7 protein-coding genes are annotated in these 21,591 nt (G+C 36.8%); all 7 read right to left on the bottom strand.

The genetic code is table 11. From position 1 onward, the window contains the following. Positions 1–34: 34 nt before the first annotated feature. Positions 35–718, bottom strand: coding sequence for a DUF4376 domain-containing protein (locus tag DPQ31_RS12160; protein ID WP_098657001.1), 684 nt, complete (start codon positions 716–718; stop codon positions 35–37). A 12-nt stretch (positions 719–730) separates the two neighbouring features. Beyond that, entirely contained in the window at positions 731–3,508 is a 2,778-nt protein-coding gene (locus tag DPQ31_RS12155; RefSeq protein ID WP_208731952.1) for a hypothetical protein, read from the bottom strand. A 32-nt stretch (positions 3,509–3,540) separates the two neighbouring features. Continuing rightward, complete coding sequence (locus DPQ31_RS12150; RefSeq protein ID WP_208731951.1) at positions 3,541–10,632, bottom strand: carbohydrate binding domain-containing protein; 7,092 nt, start codon at positions 10,630–10,632, stop codon at positions 3,541–3,543. A gap of 100 nt (positions 10,633–10,732) precedes the next feature. Next, positions 10,733–14,251, bottom strand: a complete 3,519-nt coding sequence (locus DPQ31_RS12145) for a hypothetical protein (protein WP_208731950.1) — start codon at positions 14,249–14,251, stop codon at positions 10,733–10,735. Positions 14,252–14,345: 94 nt separating this feature from the next. Next, on the bottom strand, positions 14,346–14,552 hold the full coding sequence (locus DPQ31_RS12140) for a hypothetical protein (protein WP_232353614.1): 207 nt from the start codon (positions 14,550–14,552) through the stop codon (positions 14,346–14,348). Next, on the bottom strand, positions 14,549–19,063 hold the full coding sequence (locus DPQ31_RS12135; protein ID WP_208731949.1) for a hypothetical protein: 4,515 nt from the start codon (positions 19,061–19,063) through the stop codon (positions 14,549–14,551). Before DPQ31_RS12135 ends, DPQ31_RS12140 begins: the two co-directional genes overlap by 4 nt. Further along, a complete protein-coding gene (locus DPQ31_RS12130; protein WP_208731948.1) occupies positions 19,044–21,521 on the bottom strand; it encodes a hypothetical protein in 2,478 nt (825 codons plus the stop codon). The genes DPQ31_RS12135 and DPQ31_RS12130 overlap by 20 nt, the downstream gene beginning before the upstream one ends. Positions 21,522–21,591: the final 70 nt, after the last annotated feature.

Below are 21,591 nucleotides of genomic sequence, written 5' to 3'. Positions count from 1 at the left end.
TCTGAACAAATCATAAGGACTACTTATTAAAATATCAAGCTAGTTGTGTTGGTTTTTCGTCCCACTGAATAGCATTTACTTCTTCAATAGTTGTACATGCCTCTATTCGTGGCTGAAGTACATTTCTTAGTTTAGATATTTTCGCATCCTTTTCTTGATACGCTACAAATGCAACACTCATAAACTGCTCTCTATTTAAAGTAACTCTATGGGGTGTATCATCTTTCCATGCAGTCCACTCAACTTCTGTCATAAGACCTTCATTAAATAATGCTAAGCTACCAATGAAATTAGACTGTGCTTCTGTATCAAAAGAGAATGTATATGTCTCTGAACCAACAGAAGCATCAAAGTAGCCTAAGATATCTTTATTGCATGCATCATTTAGTTGATTGAATTTAACTGCCTTAACATCTTTTAAAACAACTTCCATATCTGCACCCTCAACCCACTCATTTAAAGTTTCATCAAATCGGGGTTTGTAATAACTTTCTTTCCAGCAAAACTTAATAATTCTTCGTCCTTCAGATAAAGCTTTTTCTATTTTGTCCTCTGACATTAAGTAGTGCTCAATCACATAACCTTCCTCATCTACTTCCCAACATGGTAATCCTACATTTATAGGAGTAAACGGAAAATTATTAACAGGTTCTTCTATAATAGGTTCTTTTGTAATTCCTACCTCACCTACGACTTCAATATTTTCTAAACTTTCCATAACAAACCTCCTTTATTGTCTAGCTAGGAACCTAACTCCATTTAGAGAACAGAAATCAGGAGCGCCACCTTGCATCACAACGGTTCCATCTGCATTTATGTCAAGACGAGAACTACCATTAACACCATTAATAGCATTAAAAATAAGTGTTGTGTTTGGTCTAAATCCAGCAGGTAATTGGAATGCAGACCCGCTCGTACCGCTATTACCTCTTAACAATCCTTGCAGTACAACAAATCCTGCTGCATCTTTTGTATAGGCAACTCCTCCGAATCCACCATACTGAGCCCATCCATTTGTGAATGCTGTAACCTGCGTGAATGGTCTACTTATGATTTCTGCATAACCACCTGCACTACCCGTGTTAACCCTGATTACTTGGGTACCATTCACATCTGAAACCCACCAGTTTGCAGTCGATCCATGACTTGCAGGATCCCTAGGTTTTATGTTCCCGTATCCGTCCATTGCCATACCTGAGCTATTCATAAATTGAATCTGCTTACCGTTGTATATTCTTAGGTCTCCATAGTTTGATACGTTACCAGCGCCGTCTACTTTCCATCTAACAACATCACCTGTTCCATGTATTTCAAGCCCATTATCTGCACCAGCACCTGTTCCGCCAGTACGAAGTCTTGCGATATTGTTAAGGAAGTTTAATGAAATTGTTGCTGCAGTATTACCAGGGTTGCTTGTAGCAAAACCACCTACTGATGCAACCTCACCATTGGCTCTTACCGTTGCTCTTCTTGCACCATTTCGCGCGAACTGCAAGTCACCTGTTGAATTTGCAAGGTTGTCTGGAGCAACTACAATCTTCCAGTTGTTTGTAGGATCTTTCCATTCTAATCCTTCTCCACCACCTGGATCAGTGATTGTAATGTGGTTTACGTTTTCGATATTCGTATTACCCATGTCGATTATTCCACCGACAATTAAGTTACCAGTAAGTTTCACATTACCACCAACATAAAGTTTTTCGGTAGTTCCTGCAAAACCATTAATCCCTACTCCTCGCTCGCGAATAGATAATGCAGGTGTAAATGTAGGAATAGTAACTTTTAGGGTAACATCATTTGAACCATTTAATATGTAACCTATTGAATCACGAACTACAACAGAAATTGTCGCAGTATACGAATCAGCAAGAGTTGTACTACTTGTTACTGTGTAAGACTCTGTTCCCGAAGTTATAGTTGAAGTTCCCTTTGTATATCCTGATGGCATTGTTGAGGTGTTTGTAGCTCCTGCTAATGAAGTATTAGGAGTAATACTAACTTTGAAGGTTGCTTTACCAACTATACGAGATAGTTCACTTGAAGTAACACTTGGTTTTTTGTAGTAGTGAAGATCTACTTTTTGGGTTTTTGCAGAAAGTTTCGATGCGTTACCTATTGTTTTAGCTTCTATAAAGAAGGAAACATTTTTCTTACTAGTTAATAAACCGACTTCAGTGTGGTTGAGAGTTGCTGTAGTTGCGGCAGTAACAATACCTGTATTTTTAAGAACCCATAATGCTTCTCCTTCTACCATTATTATGTCATAGCTACAATTTCGGCCAAGCATGTCCTTAATTGAGCCGGCAATCGAAAGTGAAAGTGGTTTATATTCAGGGAAGATATAGTTTACTGAATTTATTGAGTAGTAAGAAGTGGCTGCTATAGATACACTAGGAGTTCCATTTACAGGAGCGTCTATTCCTAAATCAAGTGGAATAGCTACTGTTTCAGTTCTCGATGAACCTTTACCATTTGTAGCAGTTACCTGTAAATCAATGGTTCCTTTGTAGGGGTTAGTATCTGAATGGGCAGCCCCATTTAGTGCTGCGGCCTTTAGATTGTCTAGCGTCATATAAGTACCGCCCGTACCATTGTTTGCATTGATTGTAATGTTCCCTGGAGAAACACTAGTAGTTCCATTAATAGTTGTGTATTTACTTGATATCCCACTAATGGTGTAACTTATTGAAGAACCCAAATTGTCAGAAGCAGCTCCAAGTGTTACAACAAAGGTTCTTGTATTGTAAGTAACATTAGCACTAGAAGTTAATGACGGTGATTTTAATTCATTTTTATTTACTGTTGGAGAGTAAATAAACCCAGACATCATTTCGTCTGTTCCTACACGGTTCTTTGCCAGCACAGCATATCGAACCGAGTTTGCACCTGCTCCTGGAGCATCATTAATAGACGTACCACTTATGGCACTATTTACGATGGTCCAGTTTTGACCATTAATACTTCTTTTTAGCTCATAAACAAGAGTTCCGTTTGCCCCTGATGCGCTTGGCCAGCTAATATTAAAGGAGCCTGTCCCAAGATTTTCTCTATAATAAGAAGAAACCACTGTTGAACCATCCCTAATGGTAACTGAGCCACCTAATGAGGGAGTCGTAGCATAAACGGAAACAGGTACGGTTCCTGATTTACCTCCGACATAACCTGTTGTACTACTTGATGTTCCACCAAGTTGTGACGTTGCTGAGAATGTGTATGACAAGCTAGATGTTGCCGCTGATATTCCAGATACAGTTACGCTGATTGTGCTAAATTTAGCTCCTGCTCCTTTTGGGAATTTACCTAAAGCAGCAAAAGAAGCAGTAGTACCACCTATATTAATCTTGGGATAAACAAGTGCGTTAAAATAATCGTAAGTTTGGTTATCTAACCTAGCCCAACATGTAACGCTATATGTAACTGAATTTGCAGAACGACTTGTCTGTTCCGCATAAACTGTATAAAGCATGGTCGGGTATGAACCCGACGTCAATGCTGAAAATAACTCCATATGTTTTACTCCTCTCTTAATTTATCTATCTACTAAATGAATACATAGTCTATACCCTTATTGCCAGAATCTGTAGACTTTTTCATACGTAAGACGTTTGTAATCTCAATATCGTCCCTAGCAATAAAACTACCATCTACTCTAACCGATGTATCACCAGTTACGTTTTTGAATACGAAATCATCACCAGATGAACCATCTGATACAAATTCTAAAGCTGTCGTTCCCTTTAATGAGAAGCTTTTCATTCTGATTGTATTGTTTTTGTAATCAATTCCGAAATCGTTCGCTCCGAAATCGAGTTTTTGATTAGTGATATCTATCGTTAAGAAGTTACCGAAAGTCGTTTTTGTATTTAATTCTACTGCTGATTCTCCAAGAACAACTTTCTGAATCTTTGAATCATCAGTAAGGATGATTTTTGCATCACCTTTTATTAAATTACTATCTTGAATTGAGATATTTCCTACCACTACTTCACCAGAGAATGTTCCTGTGAAGTATCCTTTAGTCGCTTCTAAAGTACCATCTGAGAATACTTTGAATGGAGCAGTAGATTTATTGGGGCCTGCCCAGAACCTTAAATCTTTACCAGTTCCGCCAATACTACTTAATAATCCACCAGTAACAATAAAAGAATCTGTTGGTGCATTGTAGTACCCTAATTCAATATCTCCACGGAAAGTAGCAGCATTAAATTCAGCAGAACCATCGGCATCGATCTTCCAACCTTTTTTCTGTCTTTCATATCCAATAGATTGAGAGGTACCAGATGTAGATAGGTTACCATTTGTATCAATATGGAAGGTCTGTTGACCTGAATCATTGTATACTTGGACATCTCTAAAGTTGGCGTATTTTGCTTGAATTGTTCCTGTTTTAATGTAGTTACCGTCAATAACCGTAACTCCATTTGTGTCGTCTTTAGTAAATAGGTTCGACATGAAATTCTTTTCATCTGATAAAGGTCTGTAGTTCCCATCCATATCTAGATAAAGCGGCTTTGCAGGGTCATAACCTGGTTGATCAGAGTTGCTAATCTTATTTCCTTTTGAATCAAGTGCCCATCCAGAAGCAAAATCAGAGAAGGTTACTTTACCTTTTAAGTTGATATTTTTACTTACTACATCAATAGCTCCTGGTGTGACAGACATAGAAGACGCAATATCAAGTGCTTTAATGTCTCCATTTGGAGTTACTACTTTTCCGATTAAGCCCTCAGCATCTTCATTAGCAGGATTCCAAGCTGTTAACTTTGATCCTTCTTCGAATTTAACACCAGTAAACCAGTAGGTTCCATTTGTTCCTCCACCACTTCTACCAATATACACAACTGCATTGTTTGATTTTGCAGTAAATGTAAAGTACAGCTTAACCCATTTATTTTGAGCAGCATCACCTGCATCCATAGTTGCGCCTGGATAACCTACACCATCATTCACCTGGATAACTGCTTGTCCTGATGAAGATTTTACATAGCAAGAAACGGTATACTTTTTACCGTTTTCAACAGAAACCGTCTGAAACAATCCTTGGTTTGCTCCTGTTGTTGTAAATTTAACTGCTTTATCAAAACCAGGCAAGTCTGTAATATCTTCTACCTGTCTTGCAGAAGGAGATCCCCAGTTTGTCCAACTTGTTGCATCTGCAGTAGAGAAGCGAGAGTTTAAAACAACATTGCGTCCCCCTTCTGTTTTTGATGGGTCATAACCATCCGCAAACATTGAGCTACTATTAATAGAAACTTTACCGTTAACAGTTACTTCCCCTGTATTGGTAATTTCTAATGTAACAGTACCACTGTTGTTTGTTACTCTTAAACGTCTTGCATCGACTGATTCAGCTTTTACAGAGTTAGTTTTTAACTTACCACCATCAATAACAGTTACTCCGTTTTCAATAGTAGTGATTTCATAAGCATCTATTTCTTGTTGTGTAGGTTCTCTAAATACAAGTCGATCAAAGACAATGTTCTTAACTTTGTTTGTTGTAGAACCAGAGTAGTTAGCAAGTAAATAACCGGCCATAGCTGAGTAGCCAGCTAGATTGTCTGTTGGTCTTTTCATAACTGCTCGAACTGTATACCACTTACCTAACGTTGGAGCAGTTACTACATCCGATAGGTGAATTGATGCCCTAGAAGGACTCATTCCATTCCAGTCTAGTAAGACACACGCTCCTGTTATTGATCCACTAACCAACATAAAATCTAACTCAAGCGCATAATACTTGTTATTTGGTAGGTTTGGGATAAAGTATCCTGTTGTAATTTGTGCTCCTATTTGTGCAGTATCTGTTGAAACATCAAATCTCATTGCGCTTCCAGTTCTTGTTAGAGTTGTCTCTTTTGAAACGGTTGAACCAGTCCATGAACTAAGTCCAGCAGGATATGCCTGAGTCCAGTTAGAAAATGTTGAGTTAATAACTACCTGCCCTTGTTTTAATGCATTGTTAGCATTATTTGCTGCGTCTTGAGCTTTCTTATCTGTATCCGCAATAGCCTTATCGATATCTGCTGGAGCTAACTCCCAAGATGTAGCAACGTTACCTTCTTCGATTTTTAATGAGTTAACACGAATCCATGCATAACCATTAGAACCTGTCATCTCACGTTTTGTGCTACCACCAATTAGGATGTACGCATTGTCGTCATCGCGGTCAGCTGTAAACGTTAGTTTGACACTGTAATAGTTTGTTAAACTTCCTTCAGCAATTGGTGCGAATTTCGGGAAGTTGGTTGTTTTAATATCAGCTAAACGACGGTTACCACCCGCTACTGTGTACATTAAGTACATGTAATCCAACATGTCACCCAGTTCGCTTGTTGCCACGTTCATAGAAAGTGTGTACTCTCGTCCGCTTTTAACCGAAAACTTTCTTCCGTCACTTGTCATCCCGATTTTAGTATCTAAAGGAACAGGCAACTGAGTACTTCCGTTTCTCGTTTCCATAAATAATGCTTTTCCTGTCGGCAATAGCGGTTGTGCATAATGACCAACAGATCCAATGCTTCCCCAACGACTCCAACCAGAAGCATCTTTGAAGTCTGTTCCAGTCAGCATTTGAGTACCGCCGACTTTCATATCGTCATATCTTTTATTTGCTGCATCGATTAAATCATTAATGTCTTGAGTAGCTAAGCTCCAGTCTGTTACCTTATTTCCTCGTTCTAATTGGAATCCAGTAACGAATCCTGCAGTTGCTACTGATGATGAATCCGCCCCAGCATAGACGCTTATTGTGCTGTCTTTTGCAACGAATGTATGAACTACACGAACCCACTTACCTACTTCCGGTTGGGATTGTGTATATGTCCATTTTACATTTGAGTTACCCTCTTGCATCTTAATAACACCAGTTTTAGTTAATTTAAACCAAGCTGAAAGTGTGTAGGTTTCTCCTGTAGTTACTTTAACACTGTCTAATGCAAGACCATATTCACCACTTACGACTGATTCGAATTGAAAACCAGTTCCGAACCCTGCTAGGTCAACATCTACACCTGCGGTTTTTGTTCCACCAGCAGTACCGAAGCCTCTCCATTTACCCATTGTTTTGAATAAAGAGTTTGGAATTATATTGTTTCCACCAACTTGTATGTCTGTGATCATATCTGAAACATCAATAGCCGATGGAGACCAGTTAACAATTCTATTAGCCTCAGAAAACATAACATTTTTAACCCAGTACTTGTTAGTAGCTGTTAATTGAGCACCATAGATAAAGGCTCTGAAATAAGCTGCTGAAGTGATAGTAGGCTTTGTCTTGAAGAGCATTGAGATTCTTGTCCAAGTGTTTGCCTTAGCAACTGTCTCGCTAGAAATCAATGCATTTCTTTCTATTGCATTGTTGTTTCCTCCTGTGTCAAAGAACCAAAAGTGCATTGGAGTTGTACTAGCTATTGTTGTATCTTCACTAAACATAATTTCTGTAGTGTATACGTACTCTGTTCCTTCCTTAATTACAGGGACATTTACTGTATTAGTAGAACTAATGGAACCAACTGCTTCTAATACAGAGAAACCATCCTTTTGAACAATGTTTAGAGACGTACCACCATTTAATATCCAACCATTTAGATTTCTAAAGTCTCCAGAGTTTCTAAGTAAATTGTTACCACTGTTTAGCTGCCCAAGAATTGTGTTTTCAATATCTTCCGGAGCGGGAGACCAGTCCATTGGTTTATTTCCTTTGTATAGAGCAACCCAATCTACAGTAGATAGTGTTGTGTTTTGAGGGTAGTTGTATAGACTCAATGTTCTTTCGTGTCCGCTTTTTGGAGCTATTGCTTTGAATGTTAGGTAAGTCACACCATTTACATATGTTGATGAGACATATCCAACAATGTCTGAACCACCATTTTGCCATATGCCAAACTTCTGTCCTGCAGGAACATTCCCTTTAATAACAAAAGTGTATTCTTGTCCCACGATCCAATCTTCTGACAGCTTATATATCTTAATAAGATAATCTGTTGTTGAGAAGTCCATGTTAGAGTCTAACAATAGGTTCTTACCACCTACAGAAAGCTTATCAAGATTATCCTGTACCTTAGCAATTGATTCATCAATGTCAGCTTGGGATAAAGAGAAATCAGTTGCTACACTACCTAGCTCTCCTTTTACGTTTCTGATTTTAACCGTGATAGGAGCACCAGTGTTATTAACTATCCCAATATTAGATTGGTCATATAATTCTGTAGTTGAACTATCTTTGTTTTTATAAGAGAACCAACATCTTGTCCATGTATTTGCTTTTATGTTTCTACCTGAATTCTTTCTTAATGCAACTTCATCGTTGTCATTCGTTCCAGATGTTGTACCAATAGGAAAGTTATTGGTGTCATTATTCCATGTGATATCAACAGGTGAATATACATCAAAACTAGTTGTATACCAGCTTCCGATTGGGATAACAGAAAATTGACCAGTGATTCTCACACCTGCTCCCCATGATCCACCAGCACCATCATTAATTGTAAGAGTCCATGTATTTGTAGGATCATCAAATGATGAAGATGCTGCATTGATAGGAACTATTTGTTTTTTTCTAACGATGTTTTGTCCACCAACTTTTAAATTGTCGATTTTATCATTAGCTGTATTTGCTGATTTATTAATTGCATCACTAATTGCTTTCTTGATTTTTTCAGACTCACTAAAGTACGTATTCATCTGTGTTTTAAACAAGTCTCTAGCAGCAGCTGAAGCAAATGAATAAGTTGTGCTCATGTTCGCTAAAATTTCTGAAGCGATTTTTGGAGATGTTCCATCTAGATTTGTATAGGCCGTTGTATATGCGGATGTGGAAACACCAGAAGCAGATTGAGCTAACGCTAATACTTGAGGGTATTCAGCTTTGATTGCTTCCCAATCTCGACTTAATTGACTTTTTTCAAGTGGTGTAATCTTCATGTCACTTGTCATATCAGCGATAGCATTCTTACTATCTTCAGCTTTCTTATCTGCATCAAAAATCAATTTATTTACAGCTTCTGGAGCTAGCCGATAAGCTGTAGCTTTATTTCCCTGCTCGATTTGGATTTCCCTAAAGATAACTCCTTTGCTTTTAGTAGTCCCTGCCTTACCTGCATACATTAATACACTATTTGTATTTGCAGATTCCTTAGTGAATGTAAAAACAACTTTGCCATCAATAATTGGAACAAACGTGTCGCTACCTTCAGGGTAAGGGTATATGGAAATGTGAGTATCAGTATTCGGTGCTTGAGTAGTGAATTCAACTTTAGCTGATACTGTGTACTCTTTATTTAATTCCATATCAACATAAAATCTTTCGTAGTTGTAATTGTCGGCTGCATCTCCATTGTTTTTAGGAGGTAACGTTCTTATGTCACTATATTCAGTAACTAAATTTCGACCTCCAATTTGAAGATTAGTAATCTTGTTATTGGCATCGCTTGCTGACTTATTGATTGCGTCATTAATTGCCTTTTTAATTTTCTCAGACTCAGCAAAATAAGAGTTTATCTTTGTTCTAAATGCATCTCTCGCAGATGCGGAAACGAATGTATAAGTGGTTGTCATAGTAGCTAATACTTCGGCTGCTATTTTCGGAGTAACGACATCTAAGTTTGTATAAGATGCCGTATAAGTAGAAGTTGTAACACCAAGAGCGGTTGCTTGCGCTAACACTTGTGTGTATTCTGCTTTAATGGCTTCCCATTCTCTACTTAGTGTTGTTTTCTCTGACGGAGTAACCTTTAAGTCATTTGTTAGGTCATCAATACCCTGTTTACCTTTTAGAGCATTATCTTTCACTGTGCCTGCATCAGTTCCAGCGATTGTAGAATCAGAACTAACAACTAATCCGTTTGCATAGATTTTACCATCTAGGTTTGTATAGAACATTTTGTTCCATGTACCTGCATTGTTCTTCTCAATAGAAATACCTTCAGTTGCATTGAGGATGGTTCTGAAAAGACCATCACCCCTTAAAACAACGATACCTTTATCAGTATTTATAGTAACACCGTTGTAGTCTTCTCCTGGTCTAATACTGTTTGCTAGATATGTAGATGTTGCAACTGCTAATCTTGAAAGCTTTTCATAATAAGCATCCCATTTAGCTGTCCATGTAACAGGATCAATTGTTGTATCCCCTGTTAACCAAGGTCTCGGAGTTAATGACTCTAAATATGTTTTTAAATCACTATAGGCTGTTTCAAAAGCTGTATAATCCACATGAGTTATTGGAATACCTGAAGCTCTAGCTTCTGCTCTTGCTAAATAAACTTGTCCGCCTTTTGCAGTATCAATCGTTGCGATAGTAGGAAGAGTCTGTCCAGAGAGTGTATCCCCTGTGATTTCTAATAAAATAAGTTTAATGTTTGCCTTTTCGCCTGAAGAAATGATACCGTCACTTCCTGCTTTATCAGCAAAATCTTTTAGTTTTTCTACGTCTTGATAAAATGATGGGTCTAGAGCGGAAATAGATAACGATTGCTCAACCCAATGGGTTCCGTCCCAACTACTTAATGTATTAGGATCTTTAGTTGTGTCAATCCAAAGTGCTCCTAATGAAGGGTCAGCGGGCGGTACATCTGATACGATTGCATCGTTAATATCAACAAGTGATATGTACCCAGTTGCTAATACTTCCATATTCTTCCCTTCTTTCTGATTTATGTTTTAATTAAAAAAGTAATAGACTACTTTGTTTTACCCAATCAAAGTAATCTATTACATTATGGAATCGCAACACCTAATTATTAATAATCTGACATAGAAATGTCGCTCTTTGTTTTAAATCCTGTCTGGTAATTGGCACTTCTTTTAATCCTGCATGTGCTTGATTCCAAGGAATATCCTCATTACCATCTTTATCTACTCTTCTCCATAGAAACTGATTGTTTTTTAATTGGCTTGTTACGTCAGTAGAACCTTTGTACACCTGAGCCCTTAATGTCGTTGAAACAACACCTTGTTTAAAGAACATTCCATTTGTACTTATTATTTCTACACGATAAGGAGTTCGTTTTTCTATTTCTTGAAGAAGTTCACCAGGACTATAACCCGGTTCAAACTGTGTATCTGGTCCGATCTGAACCATACCAGCTTTTATCTTTCCAGTAGTTATTTGTTCCGCATGTAATTCTCCTGTATAGAAACCATCTTCAGTTATGAATGAACCGTCACCAGTCCACTCAGTTACGATGTTTCCTTTTTGGAGCATTGGTCTACAGAAATACGTATCTCCGTTTTTAGGATGATAGATTCGTAAACGAACTCTTGTCGTTCCTGCAGGAGCAATTTCTGTAACACTAATACGTTGCCATATATCATTTCCTGTTAATATAGAAGTGGTTATTTTTGATGTGATACGAGCGGATTCATTGTAGTATTCGATTTCGACTCTAGGATGCCCACCATCATAAGCGGAGAGATTTTTTGTAAGGACATATACAGAAGCAGAGTAGTTTTCTCCTACACTTGCAGGAACAAACTTAGAATATGCACTTGAATTTTGCAGAGGTTTTCCAGTGGTAAATAAGTGAAGACTATTTGTAGTATTTAAACGAACAATTTCACTTACTTCATAAGTGCTAAAGTTTGAATCAAGAATCCAATCTATTGTCCTTTTTCTAAATGTTGCATTGGATACTAAGTTTCTACTCGTCATCTGAATAGAACCAGCAGTTACCTTGTTGGCACTTAACGTTTTGATGTGAGCATCTGTGATACTAGCTTGCGCGATTTCCGCTTCACCGATAGCACCTTTGTCAATTACCCCACTGCCTGCAACAATAGAACCTACTTGTAGATGGTTTGCGTTAACAGATTTCGCTGCTAACTCTCTAGCCGTAATAGATTCTGCTACTAACTTATCAGCGGTTACTGTATTGGCTGCAATATGCTTTTTACCATCAACTGCTCCTTCTTGGATTTTCGGATTCGTAATGGCCCCGTCTGTAATACCTTCTGAGTAAACACCCTTATCATCGTACAGAACAGTTACTCCATCAGCACCACGAACACGTAACCCATAAAGGGATCCATCAGCATTAACATCACCAATAGATACACGCTCAACAGGTGTTTCTTGATTATCAAAAACTTGTAATCTATTACCTGTAATTCTTAAATGACCATTTGTTCCTTGTAGGGTAACTTGCCCAGTATCAATAGTACCTGCAACAATCTTATTAGCTACTAAGCTAACAATCTTTGCATCTGTGATACTACCGTCAGCAATTTGAGCAGAGTCAACTGTACCTTCACCAATAATCGCTCCATCAATAAAAGCATGTTTGATACTTGCGTTAATCGCTTCAATTACAGAAGCTTGTAATCTATCGAAGTCCGCACTACCTGCTGAAATTTCTAAAGCTTCAATTAATCCGGCTGAAATGTTTTCAGCTTTTAAAGCACCAATTTGTGCAGCATCGATTTTAGCTTGTCCTGCATAAAGGTTAATAGCTTCAACAACCATACCTTTAATATGACTTGCAGTTAACGTACCAATCTTTGCAGAGTCAATTACAGCAGTTTCAATGGACGCGTTAATTGCTTCAATTACAGCTGCCTTAATATGGTCTGCATCAAGTTGTCCGATCTTTGCTGAATCAATTACAGCTTCCCCTGCATACAAGTTAACAGCTTCAATAACTGCCCCCTTGATTTTATCTGCTGATAGTTCACCAATAACTGCATTATTAATTTTTGCTTGTCCAGCAGAAATGTTTGAAGCATAAATATTGATTGCATCAATAACATTGGCTGCGATATGTTCTGCTGATAACTCGCCAATAACAGCTGTATTGATTTTAGCTGTACCAATATAAGCGTTAATTGCTTCAATGATATTGGTCTTGATTGCTTCAATGTTAAGTACCCCTGATTTAATAGCTCCTGCATCAATGTAATCAATAACACCACCGTGTAAGAAGTCGTTTCCTGCTATTGCATCATAACCACCGGGACCATTCTTAGATACAGCAGCAGGTGAGTTATTGATTGCCCTAATAACAGTATCCTTGATTGAATCCGGAGTCGCACCACTTCCAGTTAATCCAGAGATTTTCGAATAATGGATTAGGTGATCATTGTCATTAATTGCATTAACAAGAGTTTCAACACCTTCAGAACCGTAAATGGCACTTGCGAAATCAATTGCGCTACCAGGGACTTGTTTATCTTGCCATGTGTAGATGGAAGGATTTAACCCTACTCCTTTTATGTGGCATTCATTTTTTACTTTATCGAATACAAGACTTCCTTTAGAGAAAGAACGTGATGTTGCAGTTGCTTCTTCTACGTAGACTGGATTCTGTGCTTTCCATTTCCCTAATTCAAATCCATGAAGATATCTTTCCACCTTCTCATTTAAAGCATATCGACTCTGAGGGGCGAGACTGTATCCATCTAAGTTGTACAGCGTAGATAACATTTTTCCGTATAGATAAAGCTTGTTGTTATCGTTACTTGCATCTGCTGTATCTTCAACGAAAATCTGAATTCCTCTTTCTTTCTGAGCTTTGTTTAAATTGAAAACAACGGAAGGAATTACCGTGGAATTATTTTTAGCACCATTTAAAACAAAAACATCCTGTGCCAGATAGATGTCGTCTTTTAATGTTTTAAGGTCTACTTGTTGAGGGTTGTTTTTATGGGGCTTATTAAATAATGTGGTTTCTATTTCACCAGTGATAACTGCTGCCATTCCTCTTTCATGAATATATTGAAGAATTTGGTTTTGTTGCGATCTGTTCCATCCGCTTTCAAATCCAAAATTAGATAGTAATACTCCATGAAAACCTTTAGATTCGAACCATGTTATATCAGCCTCAATGTTATTTAAAACAACATTAGGATAGTTGATAATACCATATAGCATCGTTCCACTCTTCTTAATTTCATCTACAAAGAAATTAAAGTTAGTAGATTCTTCTTTATTAATCATGACATGGGGAATGTAACTAAAGGCATTGATTCGTTTTTCGATAGAATCATACGTGTTAATAGATGCACCTCTATAACCAACGAATAACGGGCTACCAAAATCAGATATGGTTGCCTTATCTACTTTTTTATTAAGCTCATTTGAAACTGTGCTTCCTAGTTCCTTAAAGTTAATGACACGTTCTATTCGTTCAATAGATTCCTGAAGTTCATTAACATCTTCAGACATGACGTAATCTCCATTGGGATCCCCGTCATACTGTGCATCCTTCTTACGGACAAACTCAGAATAAGGCACAGGGAAAATTAATTCCTTTTCCATACATTCACCTACTTTGTCTTTAGTATGTTTCTTTTATAACCATTACAAATTACTTTTGCTATAAAAAACGGGACGGAATTATCCGCCCCATTGATTAATAATTACTTCCTATTTTTGGTTGCTTTTCTATAATTCCATTTCGCCCATCACACTTCACCCATTTACGTAAGTTTTGATCATAGATTTCAACTTCGAAATGGGTAAGATTTGGATCATCGACATAACTCCACTGTAAGTGGGTTGTATTAGTATCCTTTTCATAATACTGGAATACTCCTAATGGATAATTCAAACCAATCACTCCCATTCAATAATGCAGTGCGTTCCATAAGCAACATACTTATTAATAACTTCTTTTGCATATTCTTCCGATAAGTTACCACCGTATTCGGTTAAAATGGATTTAGGAAGGGTGACAATTAGGACACCATTTCGGTAGAATGCTTTTCCATCCCAATTACCAATGTCCCAATAACGCTGTCTTCCCTGCACTCTCTCATCAATTGTCTTAGTTGATAGCGATTCAGAAATACCACCACCACGAGTACGTGCATCCATAACAACTACATCTTTAACACTCGTATGCTCTCTTACTTGGACTTTAGCAAGTAGAAGATACATAGGGTTTGACTGCTGAATGCTTCTCCACTCTTCTCTACTGAAACAGTGACGGATTGAGTTTCCGTTTTCAGAATTAGGAACAATGTAAATATGGATAAGCTTATTGAGAAGCTTTGAAGATGGAACTTTCTTGTACTCTACCTTTTGAACACCATTCACATAAGTTGTCATCGGAAGAGTTGAGTAATGTCCTACTGATGGGTTGAGGTCTAAATGAAGGAATGTTCGAAGTGTTTCACTATAGAAGCCCTTGTATTCGTAGAAGTTATCAAAATAAGAATACTTAGCAAATAAATCATCTTTAAACGAAATGTTTTCTCTTAAGAAGAAGATTCCGTTTTGGATATCATAATCATTTGCTGCTAGCTCTTTGTTTTCGAAATAACCATAGTCTGCATATACAGGCCCAACCGGTTCAAATTTAAAGACTACTTTTCCTTTTTCATAATCGATTCGATAATTTGTAGCAGGAATTGTATTAGCGGATGTTGCCTTACCTTTAGTAGTTTTTAGAACTGGCACCGGTTGGATTAACCAATTTTCTTTTGAACCATACATAATTACTTCTTTCGTAACCGGATCGATACGCTTATTTTCCAATAAGTCGTTAGACATTTTTGTATTTTTATAGATTCGCTTATAAAGGCGGAAGTTACAATGTTCATAAGTAGCATACACTTTACCAGTTATATTTCTACCTGGGAAGAAAACAGTGCCCTCGTCATGATTAATCTCGAATGGATACTCTTCGAAAATCTCCACGATGTTGCCATTGTTTGCAGCATCTATAAAGATGTGAACCCTATCGTTACGAATCCAGTCTTTTTGTTTAGCTCGGAACAATGTTCCTGCAGAATTCGCTAAGCCCTCAACTAAAAGCTGTTCTTTTTCTACAGAGCCTTGGCTTACATACAGATTATTGTGAGGTACTTTTACTGTAGAAGGAGTAATGTATTCCATCTCGTTCTCTACTGTCATAATTCCGATAGAAGGATTAAAAATTTGAGAAGCGTATTCGTTGACTTGATACTTCTCTTTTTTCATAACTCGTTCTTTGTATTGATTCATTACAGCAAGATTATTACTAGCATGCATCTCTGACCACTCTTTATATCCAAGGTCATCCTTAATGAATTGTCCGTTATGAATTCTTAAATACCAGTTCTCTTTAGCATCCTTTGTTTGAGGAAGTTCACTATACATACGACGGTCATCAATTAACTTCAATCCAAAGTTTCGCTTAGAAGCTCTTATTGTTTCAAATCCAGTTTCAGCATGAAGAACAAAACTTGGTTTGTCTGTTGCCCAAAAAATGTCTTTATGGCCAATAACAAGATCTCCACTGTAGAACCATTCCATGCCTGTTTTACGGTCAAACAGTTTTAGGTTAACTAAATTGTTTTCCTCTAAGTTTTCTGAACCAAGTGAAATCTTGTAGAAAATTTTGTTCTTGTCATACCACTCTTTCCCACTTGGTACTGGAGGAAGCAGCGTATGTAAGTAGCCTAGATTCTTTAATCCTTCTGTTTTACGAATTGATTTAGAATAAGCAACTGGTGGTCCATACATTCGCTCATAACGACCAAACTCTAGTCCTGTTCCTGGGTCTACTCCGAAGGAAATCCACTGATGAATAAATGGCATAATCGTATATGTGAATGGAATTTCCGGTGTAGCTCTAGTGATGTCAGCATTTTCAAAGCCTTCTGCTTCAATATCAATCGTTGTAGCATTCGGTTTAATACTGAATACATAGAGCGTTTTCTCTCCTTCATTCTGTGCAACACCTCTAACTGCTCCGATTGTATCTAATGTAACATCATCAAAGCTTGCTTTACCGAAACCATTTCCATCCACAAAACCTAAACGAATCTTAATTTTTTGGGGTTTATCGATGTGGAAATTCGTTTCTAACTTAACCCAATCTTTTTTCCCTGTAATAGAAATAGAAGAAGAAATTTTTTCACCCTGTAAGTTATAAATACCGATTTTAACACCATCTGTTGTAATCCCTCGTACTTGATCAATTGTTGCCCATGCAGTCACCTTGTAATCATCAATAGATAAATAGATATCTTCACTTTCCCAAAAGGCATGAGCTCCTGTTGTTCCGTTTGATGAGTCTAAGGATACCTGACGAACACCGAATAAACTTTTTGTGGAATCATGTGTGAATGTAACTGTTTGACCAGCTAACTTCTTTGTATTCCATGAAGGGATTGCATTTACTGTATCAGTTGTCCACGAAGTAATAGGCTGTCCACCTGAATCTACTTGACCACTTTCAAATCCACTGTTGTTAATTGGAATTGATTTATCACCATCTACAGCATGTTTATACACTCCTGTAGCATTATAGAACCAAGGTTTGCAGTAGATTTTCACGTATTCTTTACAGTTCTTATAAAGGATTTTTTTTGCGACAATTTGATTTGCATTGTAATCACTTCTGTCATTAATATAAACATCCGTATTGTTCACTTTGTATTCCTGAGCAAATAAATTATCTCGGTGATATACGAAGTCATTTCTCCAAGGAGTAAACACCCATTGTTCTTCTGAATGATAAAGGATTGAGTTTAAAACAAGGTTTACACTTTCTTTTTGGTTGTGGTAAAATGCTCTGAATATTCCACAGTTAGAAACAAGAACAGTACCTTTATCAAACATTGTTTTCTTAATAATTGAAGGGCCACCATTTAAGTGTTTTACAATTGTATCCCACTGGGTACTTTCCTCATCTTGTCCAAATAGGATAGCCGGAGAAATGTCCGCATAGCCTAAAGCTCCAACATTTTGAATTGGTAGCAAGCGACTAATGTATGGAGAGTCTTTTTTAATTTCCTTAACTCCAAATTCATTGCTATTTGACGAAAACCCGATATCAGAAATAAATGTATTCCCTTTGCTCGTTTTGAAATCAAGAATATTAATTCCACTACCAGCATTATCTATCCAAATCGTACCGCCATTTTTTAAGTAATGCTCAAACTTGTCTTTAAACATAGATAAGTCGGCTTTACCGTAACCAGTTATAACGAGTAAATCATAATCCTCATAATGGTGATCTGGCATATTAAGGTTAACTGCCCAATATCGAACATCTTTTTTCAAAAGATCTACTTCTGTTGGATGCGGATTTTGTAATTCTATATATTTGGGAAGCGACAGGTGCTCATTGATTGTTTTACCAATAGAAGATAAATTTTCAACATTAATTACCGATTGAACAAAACTAAATCCAATGTTCATCTTACCTGGGTTTGTTTCACTTAATTTGGTTTTCAATTTTGCTTCAACGCGATGTTTAAATAGTTGAGGTGTTCGTGTTTGATAGTTTGCAATCATAACATCAGATGTTGCATAGAAAGAAAAATCATTCCCCTTCTCCTCAATTGCGTAGACTTTCAAATGTTTGTATTTATCCGGATTTGATTCCATTTCAGAAACAGTATCTTTAAATTTGTCCATTGTTACTTGTTCGAAGAATGGATATGCGTTTAGGACTTCTTCCTTTAATTCGCTCTCTTTACTGTCATTTTTGTAATTAGGATAGACTACTTTGTATGTAACATCTTTGTTGTTACGGAAATTTGTAAATACAACAATACGGTATACAAAGTTGTCTTCACGAATTAATTGAACCTTAAACACATCACTGTCCTGTAACGGTCCACTGTTTGCTTCTATGCGTATACTATTACCTACATAAATTAATTCATTTCTTTTGTCTATCACAACTTCTTCTAAGGGTATAGCCTCTTGTTCAGTCTCAGAAGAGAAGCCGCCTAGATAAGGAATAACTTGAGCAGTTCTTGCATCGAAACGTCCTTTCAACTCCATTTGATAGAATACCGGTTTTGGAGTATCTTGACGATTTTTACGAATAGTAAATTCATCCGTTACATAGACTGCATCAGTAGGAAAAATAGCTTGTCCGGATTCAGTTTCTAATAAGAAATTATGATTTGGATAAACCATATAATCTCTTTCTATGAAATTAGATAATCCGTTTTCTTGAATTTGAGAAGAAACATCCTCTAATAAGATGTTCTCCTCGGGTGATACAGATTTTGATTGTACATATGCAAGGTTTGCACTATTCTTAGGAACCTTATTACCAATACGAATAGCGTATCCTCGGTTTCTATGACCACTGCGAACAAGATCTTTATGAGGTTGCATCTGCATGTTTTGTATCCTCCCATTCTTTTAACTTGTTTAAGATAACAATCAATTCATTATCTTTCTGATTCGTTTCTAGGACTAAAATCTCGTCCATTGTAACGCGACCGTCTTGGTTAAAATCTAAAATAGTGAAAAGCTCCTCATCTTCATATCTCTTTACTCCCTCATACATAAGGAGGTAGTTAATGATTTTTGTTTTTGTAGTTAATAAGTTCTTTTCATCTTGAGTTAATTGAACTTTATCTGGCTTTGAAACAGGACTCAACAGCATCTTATAGCAAACACCAATATTGTTATCTTTGTCTGTAATCCAAATATAATCCTCTATAATCTCACCTGTACGCTTCGCTTGGATATATGGAGCATGGTATTGATATAGATACTGTCCCGAACGTTTTTGTGCCTCAACTGCATCCCTTGAGATATGTCTAGAAATGAATCCTTTAGAAGCAATAATTTCTAGATTAGAGTGAGATAAAAAGTTTCCTTCATAATCAAGCGGTTCAATAATAAGTGTTGAGAAACTTGCTCCATCTGCATGTAATCGATCTGGTGTAGCTGTGATTCTAAAGCTATCTGTCTTATTTATTGTATTCGTAATATATAAGAACCCTTCATGATTTTGATTTTGAATTGGATTCATATCAATCATTGTTGCTAGTTTCCTCGGTTCACCATAACGGTTTCCTTCTTGATACACAATTCTTTTCCCACCATCGTGTTTAGCGAAATCAATTCGATAACCATCAACAGCTTTGATATTGTAATCAACTGTGTAGGTATCGTTTACTTGATACGTTGCATAGAGGGTTTTGTTTTTTAATACTGCCTTTCTATTTGTGTGGAAGGAGAAATAAAACCTCTTACCATCTATTCTGTAAGGCTCACCTATTTTTTCTCCATCCTCTGTACGGATAGCAATATCTCTAAATTTCTCATCAAGGTTATTATACGCAACCTCAACGTAATCACTTTTGCCGTCATACTTGAATGGTTCTTGATTCCACGTTTGATATGCTCCTGTTTCATGATTAAAGAATGAAACTTTTTGCAACGTGTCTCCATTTTCTTTTTGAACCAGGATCGGTGAATGATCAATTGGCGCTACAGGGATTTCAGACCAAGTAACATTCTGGCCACTAATTCCTCCATCAAATAAAGATTGCATAACTGCAAAAGGTAGCTGCGTTTTAATATTAGAAGCATTTGGTAATTTGTTATTGAACAGTGCCCACTCTTCTAAGATAACTTCTTCCTGAATAGGTGTTTCTTCATTTGCAAAAATCAATTCTTGAGGAGTTGTAAGTAGAAGCCCTGTATTTAAAGCTTTCGCATTTTCACCATTAATAGTTAACTCAATACCTTCATCATTCCAACTACAAAGGAATTCATATGACGTACTTCTTTCGAGTGTTTTAGGGATAGTAATTGAACTTGCACCAACAGTATAGGATAAATTAGTTCCACGTACTGCAAGAGATAGTTCATTTGTATCTGAGCGGAAAAGAGTTTGGTCTTTATCGATACGGTTTTTTGTAGTTAATTTTAAATAGATACTCCCTGCTTTTTTATCAAACAAGCTCTTTACTGGAAACTTTAATGATGACCCCTTGCGAACTACTGAATCATTAATACTAGAATTCGGTATATACGGTGTAGAATCAACTCGGTCTTCTAATTGATGTTTTCCTACAATAAGAATTTCATCTGTTTGGAATACTAGGGTAATTGTTTGCGGGGTTAATAAATTAAAAGATTGCGAGATATAAGACAAATCTCCTTGTGAGATGTCAATCTGTTTTAAAATTGTCTCCCCGGATTTAATTAAGCACTCACCATTTCCTTGAGCATTGAATGAAAGTGTATGGTCTTTTGCAAGTAAAGAAATAGATTGAGAGAACGTTGCTTTCTTAGTAGTAGAGCCTAAGAGCTTTATGTACTCGTGATCTCCTATTTTAATCGTTTTAACCTCTACTCCCCCACTGTCTGCATTACTTTTCCATGCAGTAGATTGTGGTTCTTGTATTTCACAAGAATAAAAGATTTCTCCTACTTCACCACATACACGAACTTGGCCATTTACAAATAAAGCAGATTCAAATTTAAATACCGTTTTATTGTTTAGTTCAACTGTAAAATGAGATCCATTAGAAGAGATTGTTAAAATGTTAGAATTCAAAATATTATCCTTTACATCTACGACTCCATAAATCTTCTCAGAATCTTTTACAATTCCGCCTATATGTAACTTGTTTTCTTTATCTAAAGAAGTAAATAAATAGTTTCCATCACTTAAATATTTAGGAATTAATGCTACCTTTTCCGTCGGCTTGGAAAACGAGAATATTACTTTACTATCTTTATAGAGTTCATTTGAAATAGAAACATACCCTGCACTTTGGAACGTAATCGCGTTTGGAATTGTAGCGTGTTTAATAATTGTTCCCGGATTAGTGAACATTTCTGCACCACCTTTTTATTGATTTCTTTTGACAATCTAACCTTTACTTCTTATTAATGTCCATAAGAAA

Source organism: Bacillus sp. COPE52 (genome assembly GCF_003355115.1).
GTDB lineage: Bacteria > Bacillota > Bacilli > Bacillales > Bacillaceae_G > Bacillus_A > Bacillus_A toyonensis.
Note: the sequence above shows the minus strand (reverse complement) of the source record. Positions and strands in the feature narration are given on the sequence as shown.